The sequence below is a fragment of the Cohnella rhizoplanae genome (assembly GCF_948329515.1).
In the GTDB taxonomy this organism is placed as follows: Bacteria; Bacillota; Bacilli; order Paenibacillales; family Paenibacillaceae; genus Cohnella; species Cohnella rhizoplanae.
Genome location: NZ_CAOJCN010000004.1, coordinates 250,760 through 264,725, shown reverse-complemented (window position 1 = coordinate 264,725; position 13,966 = coordinate 250,760). Strand labels below are relative to the sequence as shown.

Here is a 13,966-nt window from a genome sequence, read left to right as displayed (position 1 = left end):
ATTACTATTTTAGTCAAATCGCTCGCCGTACATTCCATATTTCTATTCTTTTAATCGGTCAGCGAGGGAGGCGTCCCATGGGCTTTTTTAAAGACGATTTTTACTCTACCAAAGTGAAGCGGGGGAGCCGGGAGCCGTCCGGTTCCTGGCAGCGGCCCAGCCGTTGGGGCCGACAGGGCTCCGCTTTAAAGATAGCGCTCGTCTCGTCGCTGGCTAGCTCCGTGCTGGTCGCTTCCCTTTTCTACCTGACCGTTGACCGCCCCAAGCACCAATCGGCCAGTCTGCCGGTCCTGTCTACGGGGGTATCGGGCGGACTCGACACCAACGAGCGGATCATCTCGGCGGCCGCCAAGGTCGGGCCCGTCGTCGTCAGCGTCATCAATCAGACGAAGGAAGGCGCCGCGGGGAGCGAGGCGTCGATGGGCGAGGGGACCAGCCTGGGCTCGGGCGTCATTTTCCTCAAGGAAAAAGGAAAAGCCTACATGATTACCAACGCGCACGTCGTCGCGGATACCGTCAAGCTGCAGATCGTGCTGTCGAATGGCACCCAGAAGACCGCGACCGTAGTAGGGCAGGACACGATCACCGATCTGGCCGTGCTCGTGACCGACGACAAGGGCATCAACCAAGTCGCGGACATCGGGGATTCCGCGAAGCTGCGCAAGGGCGAGACCGTGATCGCGGTCGGCAATCCGCTCGGATTCAGCGACTCGCTGTCCAACGGGATCGTATCCAACCTGAAGACGACGGTGCCGATCTCGCTCAATCAGGACGGCATCTACGATTGGGAGGAGGAGGTCATCCAGATCTCCGCCCCGATCAATCCCGGCAACAGCGGCGGCGCGCTCGTCAATCTGAGCGGGCAGGTCGTCGGCATCAACAGCATGAAGGTCGCGGATACGAGCGTCGAAGGCATCGGCTTTTCGATCCCGATCGACGACGCCATGCCCGTGGTCGACCAGCTTATGGAGCACGGCAAGGTGATGCGCCCGTATCTCGGGGTCTACTCGATGGATCTGGCCATCTACCTGGACAATAGCGCGGCCTCCGAAGACGAGGAGCCGTCCGACGACGCGGAGTCCACGCCGAGCCCGAACGGGGACGACGACGATGTCCCGGCAGGCGAGGAACTCGTCGTGCCCGACGGCGTGACCGACGGCGTCGTGGTCCTCGAGGCCGTCGGCCCCGCCAAGGCTGCGGGTCTCGCGTTCAACGACATCATCGTATCGCTGGACGGCCAGCCGATCGACAGCACCCTCGATTTGCGCAAGTATCTGTATACGCACACCAAGATTGGGGATACGCTTAGTATTACCTACTATCGGGACGGCAAGAAGGGCGAGCTGCGCGTGAAGCTCGTCGAGAAGACCGAGAACGATGGCTAACCCATGAGCGCCGATCTTCGGCAAGAGGAAGGACATTACCATGTATTGCGTCTGTAAAGAACACGTGGAGCTCGCGATCGACACCTTTGTCGACGAATACGAGGACGCGCCCGATCTCGTCAACCTCAAGGAGACGAAGTTCGCCGCGTGGGAGCCGCCGGCGTGCTGCGAGTTTTGCCGCGAGCCCGTACTATTTCTGATCGTCTGAGACGTCTGCCGGCGCGCGCTGCGCGCTGCGGAAGACGCCATCGTTCGACATCGAAGACCGCAGGGGAGATTGCCGCCCGCGGTCTCTTTTTCCCTGGAAGCGGCCTTTCCTCGTCTCGCCTCGCCTTACCTTCTGAATCTCTTCAACAGATCACGGCCCCACTTCCACAAAATATTGCCGGACAGGAGGAACGCGACGAGCAGGCCGCTGAAGGTAACGGCCAGCGCGATCCATTGGAAAAAGGAGTATCCGGGCATTTCGCCCCATTTGATCGGACTCTCGAGATCGTCGATGACCTGGTTCATGCCGTAAATACCGCTGATGACGGTATAGATCGTGAGGACGGTCAGCAAATAGCTCGAGCGTCGCGAGTTGGCGTTGTCCTGGTACTTGAACAAGTCGGTCAGGGTCTGCTTGACGTCCTCGAACAGCTCTTCGTTGCCGTACATTCTGCGCATCTGGAGAAAGATCTCCCGCCCCTGGGACTGAGAAACGACCTCGAGAAAATTGTACTTGGCGGAGAAGGTCGTAATATCGCGAATGAGCAGCTCGGTCTTGTCGGTATCGCGTTCCATCCGGACGCGGGAGTATGCGTTCGACAGCTTCAGGAGCACGATGCGGTGGAAAAGATTCAGCAGCAGGCCGTAATAATACTCGCCGTACATCCTGTTGACGATGGCGTCGGCTTTGTGTTCGTTAAGGCTGCTCAGACAACAGAAGCAGCTCTCGTCGGTATGATAGTAGGCATAAGGCGCCCAGCGTTCGAGACTGGTGCCCCGGCAGTATTCCTCGATATAGGGTATGTAGTAGGCACTGATATAAGGGTCGCCGTTGTCGTCGAGACCGTCCAGCCGGGTGGCGCGGTAGCGGTCGAGGAGCGAGATCCGGGTCTCCTCGGGGTACGCATAGCTCGCCATGACGTACATACGCTCGTCGATCAGGTAGGGCAGCTCCTCGAAGTAGGCGCCGTCCATGGGCGTGCGGTCGAGGTGCTCGACCATATGCGGCACGATCGCTTGGAATATAAAGTCCTGAACTTCCTGATAGGTCTCTCCCTCATAGAAAATGCTGGACGAGCGGTCCTCGCTATGGGCATCCTGGAGCGCGCGGAGGCGATCGGCGAACTCGACGGCTTCGGTCAGCGTTGCGTCTTCCTTGAGCAGCTGCACGCGCAGCGTGATGAACCCCGTGTCGAACGGGCAGAGAACGACGTCTACGGCATGGAGGGCGAACGGCGCATCGAAGTACCGCGTGCGCAGCACGCCGGTCGTGCCGAGCGCCTTGCTCATGCGCTGGAAGCTCTCCTCGTTGTCCTCGGGGGGAAACAGCACATGGTTGGTAAACGGCAGATAGTAGCGTTCCATATCCCGGTGCGAGACGCGATGCTTGGGTCCGTAGAACGCATCTTCCAGTTCCAGCGCGTTCAGCCGGAAGGGAACGAAGCCCTCCGCCTCCAACGTTCGCTTCACGTCGCTGTGACAATCGTTCGTCAGAGAGAAAGGGAACAAAAATTGAAAATTGGCCTCTCGGATGCGTTGATCCGCCGGATCCCCGCGATTAAATGGATGTGCCACGTTCATGCTCTCGTTATTCATAAAGGGGAGACCGCCTGCCTTTCGTCGCTTTCCTTTTCCTTCTTCGCTTCAAGCTCGGCGCCGAACGTGCGCTTGATCTGCCTCATGCTCCCGTATACGTACAGAACGTCTCCCGCCTCCAGCGGGGTCTCCATGCGGCGATCGCGGATCGCGACGGTCCCGCGCTTGATCAAGAGAATGTTCACGTCAGGGAGACGCTCGGACATCTCCTTGATCGTACGGCCGATCGCCGCCGACGTTTCGCCGATCGGAATGTCGATGAAGGCATCTTCCTTCTCCAAGTATAGCACCTCTTGAATCGTTAGCTCGTGTATCGAGAAGGTTTGACGGAATACGCCGGTCAATCTCTTTTCCAGAAGCCGGCCGACCGCGGGAATGCGCAGCGCGACGTATATGATAAACAGCGCGCCGGAAGCGAGCGCGAGCGGGTACAGATGAAACTCGGGAGCCAGGATCGCGCTGATGCAGGATATCATGACGGCGAGCGAGAAGGCACCGAATAAAATCAGAAAGATGCCGATCCGCCTGCGAATCGGGTGTCCCAGGATCAACTCGGACTCCTTGGTCGTGAAGCCGGTGCCCGTCAGGAGCGAGATGACCTGGAAGCGCGCGATGCCGTGTTCCAGTCCGGTCGACCGCATGAGAATCGCGGAGATCTCGACGACGAGAAAGACGATCAGGATGTAGACGAATATAAACCCCATAAGGGCGCCGCCTTCCGTTCTGTTCATATCCGCGTGTGCGGGGTATATACATTAGTTATACCCTGCAGACGGGCCGTTTCAAGCGCCGCAAGCGATGCGGGACATCCATTATTTTCCCGGATACCCCATTGACAGCTTCCAGCCACCGATGGTACATTGGCAAAGTGTCAAATACATTTCACATTTGAAGGGAGGATTGCGTTCCATGCGTACACTCATGATTGTTCCAGCCGCCGTCGCTCATGCCTTTGCTAGCGGACGTAATCCGTCAGTGCCCGATTAATCCGATTCGGACTTCGAGGGCGTACGGTTACGTTTAACGTAATCGTGCGCCCTTTCTTATTCGGCCCTAATCGAACGAATGTTCGAGACACGGCGCCGGATGCATAGAATAGGCGTATCGCTTACGGGCGGTGCGCCTTTTTGTATGCTTGGATGCAATCGGGAGAAGAAGAGAGGGAAGAAAATGCTTAGCGTACTCGTAAAATTAAAATGGTTTTTCAGGCAGCATTGGAAAAGGTACACGATCGCCGTTGTCCTGCTCGCCATCGCCGGCATCGTCGATATCGTGCCGCCGAGGCTGCTCGGCAACACGATCGACGGGATCCAGCAGGGGACGATGACGCAGGGAGACTTCTACGGCATCATCGCGCTGTGGCTGGGTCTGACGATCTTCGGTTACTGCATCAACTACGTATGGATGTATCAGCTGTTCGGCGGCTCGATGCTGCTCGAGCGCATGCTGCGGACCAAGCTGATCCGACATCTCCTCCGGATGACGCCGACGTTCTACGAGCGCAACCGTACGGGAGACCTGATGGCGCGCGCCACCAACGATCTGTGGGCGATCTCGAACACGGCGGGCTTCGGGATTCTGACGCTGATCGACTCGTCCATCTTCATGGTGACGCTCCTGATCATGATGGCGGGGCTGATCAGCTGGAAGCTCACGCTGGCGGCGATGCTGCCGCTGCCGCTCATCGCGCTGGCGATGAAGCACTTCGGCGGCAAGATTCACGAGCGGTTCACGAAGGCGCAGGATTCGTTCGGCGAGCTGAACGACCAGGTGCTCGAGTCGGTGACCGGCGTCCGCGTCGTCCGCGCCTACGTGCAGGAGAGGGCGGACGAGGCGCGGTTCCATGCGAAGACGAACGAGGTGCTGGAGCGCAATATCGCGGTCGCCCGGATCGACGCGCTATTCGAGCCGACGAACAAGGTGCTGATCGGGCTGAGTTATATCATCGGCGTCTGCTATGGCGGTTATCTGGTCTTCCGCAGCGAGATTACGCTCGGGGAATTGATCTCCTTCAACATCTTCCTCGGGATGCTGATCTGGCCGATGTTTGCCATCGGCGAGCTGATCAACATCATGCAGCGCGGCAACGCCTCGCTGGACCGCGTGAACGAGACGCTCGGCTACGCGCCGGACGTACAGGACCCGCAGCGGCTCGCGGAGGTCATCGCGCCGGATACGCTGGCGTTCAAGTCGCTGACCTTCCGGTATCCGTCGTCCGCGGTAGACAATCTGATCGACGTCAGCTTCGAGCTGAAGCGCGGCCAGACGCTCGGCATCGTCGGGCGCACGGGCAGCGGCAAGACGACGCTGCTGAGGCAGCTGCTGCGCGAGTATCCGCCCGGCAGCGGCGAGGTCTCGATCTCGGGCGTGCCGATCGAGGACATCGGCATCGACAAGCTGCTCTCGTGGGTCGGCTACGTGCCGCAGAACCCGATCCTGTTCTCCCGCACGATCCGCGAGAACATCCTGTTCGGACTCGCGGACGCGACGCCCGAGCAGCTGCAGCACGCGCTCGTGCGCGCCTCGTTCGCCAAGGACATCGCCTTCCTGCCCGAAGGGCTGGAGACGCTGGTGGGCGAGAAGGGCGTGGCGCTCTCCGGCGGCCAGAAGCAGCGCGTGAGCATCGCCCGCGCGATGATCGCCGATCCGGACATCCTCATGCTGGACGACGCGCTGTCCGCCGTCGACGCGCGGACGGAGGCCGAGATCGTCGAGGGCATCCGCACGGAGCGGGCCGGCAAGACGACGCTGATCGCGACGCACCGGCTGTCGGCGGTCCAGCACGCGGACCTCATTCTGGTTCTGGACGAAGGCTATATCGTCGAGCGCGGCACCCACGAGGAGCTGCTGGCCAGCGGCGGCTGGTACAAGGCGCAGTACGAGCGGCAGCAGCTCGAGGCGATCGTCGAGGGTTGACGCGGGACGGCCGGCTATGTGGGGCCGTAGCCGCGGCGTCCGCATCCGCCGCATCGGCATGAACGTCCTTTTTAACGAACAGAAAGAAACGAAGGTGACAAACCATGACAGGCAAGCGATTATTCAAATACGCCATGATCTATAAAAAGACGATCATCTGGGCGCTGGTGCTGCTCGCGCTGGCCGTCTGCGCGGAGCTGCTCGGACCGATGCTGGCGAAGCGGATGATCGACCAGAACATCCTCGGCATCGAGAAGACGTGGTACCAGGTACCCGCTAAGCAACGCGACGCGGTCCAGTATCAGGGCAGCTGGTACGTCAGAGACGACCACCTGCCCGCCGGCGCGAGCCGCGATCCGGGGCTGGCGAGGCGCGTGCTGCAGGAGCAGCGCAGCTACTACTGGGTCGGCAGCGATCTCGCGTTCGACGGCGCCCGCGCCGTCGCGGACGGCACGATGACCGTGACGGCCAAGGACGGGCGCATGGCGTCATATCCGGCCGCCAAGTTAACCAAGGCCGAGCTGTACGACTTCTACAAGCCGGAGATTCCGATGCTGCTGCAGCTGGCGGCCGCCTACTTCGGGCTGCTGCTGCTCGCGGCGGCGTTCACCTACGGCCAGAAGCTGCTGCTGCAGACGTCGGCGAACCGCATCGTGCAGCGCATGCGCGAGGACGTATTCGCGCATACGCACCGGCTGCCGGTGCAGTACTTCGACAACCTGCCCGCGGGCAAGGTCGTCTCGCGCATCACCAACGACACGGAGGCCGTCCGCGAGCTGTTCGTGGCGGTGTTGGCGAACTTTTTCTCCGGCGTCGTCTACATGACCGCGATCCTGGGCGCGCTGTTCTTCCTCGATCTCAGCCTGGCGCTCATCGCCCTGCCGCTGATCCCGATGCTGGTCGTCTGGATCGTGCTGTACCGCAAGTACGCCGGCAAGCTGAACAACGTGATCCGCTCCAAGCTGAGCGACATCAACGGCATGATCAACGAGTCGATTCAAGGGATGACCATCATCCAGGCGTTCGGCCGGCAGAAGAAGATGGCCAAGGAGTTCGACGAGCTGAACGAGGAGTACTTCAACCATCAGACCAAGCTGGTCAGCCTGAATTCGATCACCTCGCACAACCTCGTAAACGTCGTGCGCAACCTGATCTTCCTGGCCGTCCTCTGGCTGTTCTGGGGCGGTTCGCTGAGCGGCGCCGTCACGGTCGGGGTGCTGTACGCGTTCATCGACTACATGAACCGCATGTTCCAGCCGATCGTCGGCATCGTCAACCAGCTGTCCAACCTGGAGACGGCGCGCGTATCCGCCTCCCGCGTGTTCGAGCTGCTGGACCAGCCGGGCATCCCGGTCGAGGACGGCAAGGCGCCGCGGAGCGGCGGCGACGTGCGATTCGAACACGTGACCTTCGCCTACAAGAAGGGCGAGAACGTGCTGAAGGACGTGAACTTCCACGCCCGCCAAGGCGAGACGGTCGCGCTCGTGGGCCACACGGGCTCCGGCAAAAGCTCGATCCTGAACCTGCTGTTCCGCTTCTACGATATCGAAGAGGGCGCGATCCTCGTGGACGGCATGGACGTCCGGGATATTCCGAAGCAGCAGCTGCGCGCGCATATGGGGATCGTGCTGCAGGATCCGTTCCTGTTCACGGGGACGATCGCGTCGAACGTGAGCCTGGGCAACCCGGCGATCACCCGGGAGCGGGTCGAGCAGGCGCTGCGCGACGTCGGCGCCTACGATATGTTCATGAGCCTGCCCGGCGGGCTCGACGAGCCGGTCATCGAGAAGGGCGCGACGCTGTCCGCGGGACAGCGCCAGCTGATCTCCTTCGCCAGAGCGCTGGCCTATGATCCGGCGATCCTGATCCTCGACGAGGCGACGGCGAGCATCGACACCGAGACCGAGGCCATCATCCAGGCGGCGCTGGACGTGCTCAAGAAGGGGCGCACGACGTTCGTCATCGCGCACCGGCTGTCCACGATCCGTCAGGCCGACCAGATCCTCGTGCTGGACCACGGCGTCATCGTCGAGCGCGGCGATCATGAGCGTCTGATGCAGCTCAAGGGTAAATACTATGCGATGTACCAGCTCCAGGGCGGCGCTCCGGCCGAGGCCGGCGGCGTACCTGCACAAGCAGCTGCGAATTAAAGCGAGGAGAGAAAATCGATGGTGCAGATCAGGACGGAAACGAAAGCCGATATCGACGCGGTCAGGGAGGTTCACCTGGCCGCCTTCGGCGGGAAAGAGGACGAGAGCCGGCTCGCGGACCGGATACGCGAGTCCGTCGGCTTCGTGCCGGAGCTGTCGCTCGTGGCGGAGTCGGACGGCCGGATCGAGGGCCATATGCTGATCAGCAAGGCGGAGCTCGTCGATGGGCAGGATGCGCAGGAGACGCTCGTGCTGGCGCCGATCGGCGTGCGTCCGGAGGCGCAGGGACGCGGCATCGGCGGCGCGCTGATCCGGGAGGGCATCCGCCGTGCGGAGCAGCTCGGCTACAAGCTGATTTTCCTCATCGGGCATCCGTCCTACTATCCCCGGTTCGGCTTCAAGCCGGCGGTGAAGGGCGGACTCGTGCTCATGCAGTTCGACGTCCCGGACGACGTATTCATGGTGCTCGAGCTTGCCGAGGGCGAGCTGGACCGCCTGGCCGCCGCGCGCAAGGAGAAGTACGGAGAGCTGAAGTATCCTCAGACGTTTTTTGCCTGATCGAACGCTCGTCCGCTCGAATCCCTCCCCCGACGGGTATATAGGATCGGAAGACTGGGCCCCAGTCCATTAGACAAGGACCCTTCGTTCCTTATAAACTAGACCATAGGAAATCGGAAATCGGGAGAGGGAGTAGAGCGTACATATGTCATTCCTGGAAATTCTAAAAGGCATCATCATCGGCATCGTCGAAGGCATCACGGAGTTCGCGCCCGTCTCTTCTACCGGTCATATGATCATCGTCGACGACCTGTGGCTCAAGACCGAGGACTTCCTCGGCTCGGACGCGGCGGTCGCGTTCAAGGTCGTCATCCAGCTTGGCTCGATCCTGGCGGTCGTCGTGCTGTTCTGGCGGCGGTTCATGGACCTGCTCGGTCTGCGGAAATTGAAGGGCAAGGACGCTCGCATCGAAGCGGAGCACGAAGGCACGGGCGAGTGGAGCGGTTCCGGCACCGGACGGCTGAAGCTCATGCAGGTCATCGTCGGGCTCATCCCGGCGGGCATCCTGGGCTTCCTGTTCGACGACACGATCGAGGAGCATCTCTTCTCCACAGAGACGGTGCTCGTGGGCCTCGTGCTCGGCGCGATCCTCATGATCGGCGCGGACCGGCTGGCGCCGAAGCGTCCGAAGACAAACACGGTGGACCAGATCACCTATCAGCAGGCGCTCCTGATCGGACTGATCCAGTGCTTCTCGCTGTGGCCAGGCTTCTCGCGGTCCGGCTCCACGATCTCGGGCGGCGTGCTGCTCGGGCTCAGCCACCGCGCGGCAGCCGACTTCACGTTCATCATGGCCGTGCCGATTATGGCCGGCGCGAGCCTCATAACGCTGCTGAAAAACTACCAGTACATCACGGCCGACATGCTGGGCTTCTATATCGCGGGCTTCGTCGCCGCGTTCCTGGTCGCGCTGGTCGCCATCCGCTTCTTCCTCAACCTGATCAACCGGATCAAGCTGGTGCCGTTCGCCATCTACCGGATCGTGCTGGCCGTCGTGCTGGCGCTCGTGATCTGGCTGTAATCGGGGTGGATCAAGGTTTATGGATTGGAAAAGAACGGCTGTCCGGGCGTTGGGCCCGGATCGGCCGTTCTTTTTGCGTGCGGGGAGTCGGCGGGACGGCGGGCGCGGGGAAAAGACCAGGGACAGGGGCAGGGACGCTCGCGGGATGGCTGGAGGCGGATCGCCTCTTGTAGTGAAGGCGATGGGCGCTGGCGGGGTGGCTGGAGGCGGATCGCCTCTTGTAGTGAAGGCGATGGGCGCCGGCGGGACGGTTGGAAGTTGATCGCGCCAAGCGCATCCTGATCGAAAGGGATACCGCACAAATGGGTAAAATAAGGACGAGTCGCCACTAAAATTAAGGCGGTGCCGAAATGCGGAAATCGACACGTAATGTGGTAGGATAGGAGTACGAATGCGCGGCGAGGTCCGCGAGAATAAACGGGGTGCTATTTGTGACAGAGTTTGGACCATTGGGTGTGTCGGTGCGCGCATCCGAATTATTGCATAGCTTGGGGATCAAGCAGCCTACGCCGGTGCAGGCGCAGACGATTCCCATCGCGCTGACGGGCAAGGACGTCATCAGCCAGGCGCAGACGGGCACGGGGAAAACGCTGGCGTTCGTGCTGCCGATGCTGGAGCGGATCAAGCCGGAGGTGCCGTACCTGCAGGGGCTGATCGTGACGCCGACGCGCGAGCTCGCGATCCAGATCACGGCGGAGATCAAGAAGCTGCTGCCGGTCTATGAAGGCGTGCGCGTGCTGGCGGTCTACGGCGGGCAGGACGTCGAGGCGCAGCTGCACAAGCTGGAAGGGCATATGCACATGATCGTAGCGACGCCGGGACGGCTGCTCGATCATATGCGGCGCGAGACGGTCAGGCTGTCCAACGTGCGCATGATGGTGCTCGACGAAGCCGACCAGATGCTGCACATGGGCTTCCTCGGCGAGGTCGAGGAGATCATGTCCAAGACGCCCAAGGACAGGCAGACCATGCTGTTCTCGGCGACGATGCCCGACAAGATCCGCAATCTGGCCGGCCGCTATCTGCGCGATCCGCAGGAAGTGACGGTCAAGGCCAAGCAAGTGACGGTCAAGGACACGGCGCAGCTCGTCATCGAGACGACGGATCGGGCGAAGCAAGACGCGCTGGTGGCGATGATCGAGGAGACGCAGCCGTATCTCGGCATGATCTTCTGCCGCACCAAGCGCCGCGCGAGCACGCTGAACGAGGCGCTGCAGGCGATGGGCTACAGCTGCGACGAGCTGCACGGCGACCTGTCGCAGTCGAAGCGGGAGCAGGTCATGCGCAAGTTCCGAGAGGCGAAGCTGCAGCTGCTCGTGGCGACGGACATCGCGGCGCGCGGGCTAGACGTCGAGGGCGTGACGCACGTGTACAACTACGACGTGCCGCAGGATGCGGAGGGCTATATCCACCGCATCGGCCGGACAGGCCGTGCGGGCGAGACGGGCATGGCGATTACCTTCGTCGCGCCTAAGGATCGTGGCGATCTCGGCGTGATCGAGGACGGGATCGGCATGTTCATCGAGCGGCGCAAGATCGGCGAATCCGGCGGCAGCGTAGCGGCCGAAGGCGGTCAGGCGCCGGTACGGACGCGGACGCCGGGCGCGTTCGGCAAGCGCGCGGGCACGGCTGGCGCCGGCGCGCGCGGCGGCGCGACGCGCGGAGCCGCGGGCGTCAGGCGCGGCGAGGGCCGCAGCGACGAGCGCGGCGCGCGGGGCGAAGGCCGCGGCGCGGTACGCGGCGGCGTCGTGCGCGGCGCGCGGGGCGATAGCGCCGGCGGCGCAGCGCGGGGGGCCGAGCGGGGCTTGCGCGGCAGCGCGGCGAGTGCGGGCGCGGGTCGCGGCAAGGACTTGCCGGCGCGCGGAGGACGCGGCGAAGGCGGCAGCGGCGGCGCAGGCGAGGAGCGCGCCGCCAAGTGGTGGGAGCAGGGCGAGTACTTCGTCCCGGCTCCCGAAGAGCGCGCGGCGGAGCCGCAGGCGCAACGCCGCAGGCCAGGTGCGGGCGGCCCGGGCAACGGCCGCCGCGAAGCCGGCGCCGGCAGGCCGCAGGCGACGCCGGGCCGCGGGCCGCGCAGCGGCGGCAGCGCCTCGGGCGAGAGCCGCTACGCCGGCGCATCCGCGCTGGGCGGCCGGGCCGAGCGCGGCGCCAGGCCAGGCGCGCCGGCCGAACGGCCGAAGCGCGGCGGCGACCGCGCGCCTGCAGGGCGCGGCGAGCGCAGCTTTGGCGGCGCGAGTGCGGGCACGGGCGGCGGCGGTTACGCGCGCAGCAGCGAGCGCGCATCGGGAGGCCGCAGCGGCGGCAGGCCGCAAGCCGGCGGTTCGCGGAGCGGCGGCGGCAAGCCGTCTTCCGGCGGACGCGGCGGCTTTGGCGGGCCGGGCGGCGGCGCCGGGCGCGCCAAGGGTCCTTCCGGCCCGTCGCGCGGCGGCCGCAAGAAGTAAATAATCGCATCAGAAGACCGCTTCTCTCCGAGGCGGTCTTTTTCGCGTGCGCTCGCCGTTGTCGATTTTCGACATAAAACGCAAGGAATCGCCAATTATCTCTTTTCAGCGCAGGTAGATATGATATACTTTTTCCAAATAAACGCAAAAGGGGCAGCTATGATATGAAGACTGAGATTCTGCAGCAAGTGACAATCGTGGATATGGACGAGGAAATCATCGCGCGCGTGGACTTCTCTCATGCAGCGGACCTGGCGGGTTCTCTGGCGATCGGCTGGTCGGTCGTCACGTACCCGCTCGGCCTGCGGGAGTTCGAGGTGGTGTACGACCGCCGCGAGGCAAGGAAGGTCAGCAGCAAAGTCGTCGATATCGAGATCGATACGACCAGCGAGACGCGCACGGTGCGCGCCTATCTGGAGCCCGTGAAGCTCATCCTCGGACAGCACGACGTCGGCGCCGCCGAGTAAGGAATCACGCATAGGAACGCCATCATCACCTTGAAGTAACTATATGACCTCAAAGTGCGTACTGTTCCGTCCTCCTCTTTTCCTGCACAATGGCATTAACCGCACGACGAGGAGGACGAAGAACATGAACGCGACGAAATTGATCGAACACGAAGCGCTACCCGTCAAGACGGCTCTGGTGGTCGGCGCCAACGGCGTAATCGGAAGGAACCTGATCGATTATCTGGCGACGCTGCCGGATTGGGATATTGTAGGCGTGTCCAGGCGCGGGGGCGAGGATGCCGGACGTATCCGGTACGTGGCGGCGGATCTGCTGGATGAGGCGGATGCCCGCGACAAGCTCGGGAGTCTGACCGGAATTACGCATATTTTCTATGCAGCCTACCAGGACCGGCCGACGTGGGCCGAGCTCGTCGGACCGAATCTGGCCATGCTCGAGAATACGGTTAATGCCGTCGAACCGATCGCGCCAGGCCTCCGGCACATCAGCCTGATGCAGGGCTACAAGGTGTACGGCGCGCATCTCGGTCCGTTCAAGACGCCCGCGCGCGAGACGGACGCGGGGCACATGCCGCCGGAGTTCAATATCGACCAGCAGCGGTTTCTTGAGCGCAGGCAGCCCGGAAGTACATGGACATGGTCTGCGCTGCGACCCTCCGTCGTGGCCGGGTACGCTACGGGCAACCCGATGAATCTGGCGATGGTGATCGCGATCTATGCCGCCATGTCCAAGGAACTCGGCCTGCCGCTTCGCTTCCCCGGCAAGCCTGGCGCATACGACAGCCTGCTGGAGATGACCGACGCCGGGCTGCTGGCCCGCGCGACGGTATGGGCGGCGACCGATCCGCGCTGCGCCAATCAGGCATTTAACATCGCGAACGGCGATCTCTTCCGCTGGAACGAGCTGTGGCCGAAGATCGCGGCGAGCTTCGGGCTTGAGACCGCGCCACCGCTGCAGATGTCTCTTGATACCGTGATGGCGGACAAAGAGCCGCTGTGGAACGCGATGGTCGAGAAATACGGCCTTGCGCCGAACAGCTACCGGGATGTCTCTTCCTGGAAGTTTGGGGACTTCGTCTTCTCGTGGGACTACGACTTTTTTGCGGACGGCACCAAGGCGCGCCGTTTCGGCTTCCATGCGTTTATCGATACGGAAGAGATGTTTATGGGAATATTCGAGGACCTGCGACGTCGGAAGGTCATCCCTTAAAGCCCGAACGCGCGAAGA

11 protein-coding genes are annotated in these 13,966 nt (G+C 62.6%); 9 read left to right on the top strand and 2 right to left on the bottom strand.

Features of this window, described 5'->3' with window-relative positions; all coding sequences use genetic code 11:
• The first annotated feature begins 77 nt into the window (after positions 1–77).
• A complete protein-coding gene (locus PQG80_RS09935) occupies positions 78–1,385 on the top strand; it encodes a S1C family serine protease (RefSeq protein ID WP_271751141.1) in 1,308 nt (435 codons plus the stop codon).
• A 40-nt stretch (positions 1,386–1,425) separates the two neighbouring features.
• Positions 1,426–1,593, top strand: a complete 168-nt coding sequence (locus PQG80_RS09930) for a CxxH/CxxC protein (RefSeq protein WP_271751140.1) — start codon at positions 1,426–1,428, stop codon at positions 1,591–1,593.
• 125 nt (positions 1,594–1,718) lie between these two features.
• On the opposite strand, the gene PQG80_RS09925 is transcribed toward PQG80_RS09930, so the two are convergent.
• Both PQG80_RS09925 and PQG80_RS09920 read right to left on the bottom strand, forming a co-directional pair.
• Positions 1,719–3,188 carry a magnesium transporter CorA family protein gene (locus tag PQG80_RS09925; protein WP_271751139.1) on the bottom strand — a complete coding sequence of 490 codons (1,470 nt, stop codon included), beginning with the start codon at positions 3,186–3,188 and terminating at the stop codon, positions 1,719–1,721.
• Entirely contained in the window at positions 3,185–3,892 is a 708-nt protein-coding gene (locus tag PQG80_RS09920; protein ID WP_271751138.1) for a TrkA C-terminal domain-containing protein, read from the bottom strand. Before PQG80_RS09920 ends, PQG80_RS09925 begins: the two co-directional genes overlap by 4 nt.
• Before the next feature lie 466 nt (positions 3,893–4,358).
• On the opposite strand from PQG80_RS09920, the gene PQG80_RS09915 reads away from it, so the two are divergent.
• The 7 genes from PQG80_RS09915 (at position 4,359) to PQG80_RS09885 (ending at position 13,948) form a co-directional block, all read left to right on the top strand.
• The gene (locus PQG80_RS09915; protein WP_271751137.1) at positions 4,359–6,104 is read left to right on the top strand and encodes an ABC transporter ATP-binding protein; all 1,746 of its coding nucleotides are present in this window, start codon (positions 4,359–4,361) and stop codon (positions 6,102–6,104) included.
• Between the two features lie 104 nt (positions 6,105–6,208).
• Complete coding sequence (locus PQG80_RS09910) at positions 6,209–8,254, top strand: ABC transporter ATP-binding protein (protein ID WP_271751136.1); 2,046 nt, start codon at positions 6,209–6,211, stop codon at positions 8,252–8,254.
• 18 nt (positions 8,255–8,272) lie between these two features.
• Entirely contained in the window at positions 8,273–8,812 is a 540-nt protein-coding gene (locus PQG80_RS09905; RefSeq protein WP_271751135.1) for a GNAT family N-acetyltransferase, read from the top strand.
• A gap of 145 nt (positions 8,813–8,957) precedes the next feature.
• Entirely contained in the window at positions 8,958–9,833 is an 876-nt protein-coding gene (locus tag PQG80_RS09900) for an undecaprenyl-diphosphate phosphatase (protein ID WP_271751134.1), read from the top strand.
• Between the two features lie 488 nt (positions 9,834–10,321).
• Positions 10,322–12,271, top strand: coding sequence for a DEAD/DEAH box helicase (locus PQG80_RS09895; RefSeq protein WP_271751133.1), 1,950 nt, complete (start codon positions 10,322–10,324; stop codon positions 12,269–12,271).
• Positions 12,272–12,435: 164 nt separating this feature from the next.
• Entirely contained in the window at positions 12,436–12,738 is a 303-nt protein-coding gene (locus tag PQG80_RS09890) for a hypothetical protein (RefSeq protein ID WP_271751132.1), read from the top strand.
• A 124-nt stretch (positions 12,739–12,862) separates the two neighbouring features.
• Complete coding sequence (locus PQG80_RS09885; RefSeq protein WP_271751131.1) at positions 12,863–13,948, top strand: SDR family oxidoreductase; 1,086 nt, start codon at positions 12,863–12,865, stop codon at positions 13,946–13,948.
• Positions 13,949–13,966 lie beyond the last annotated feature (18 nt).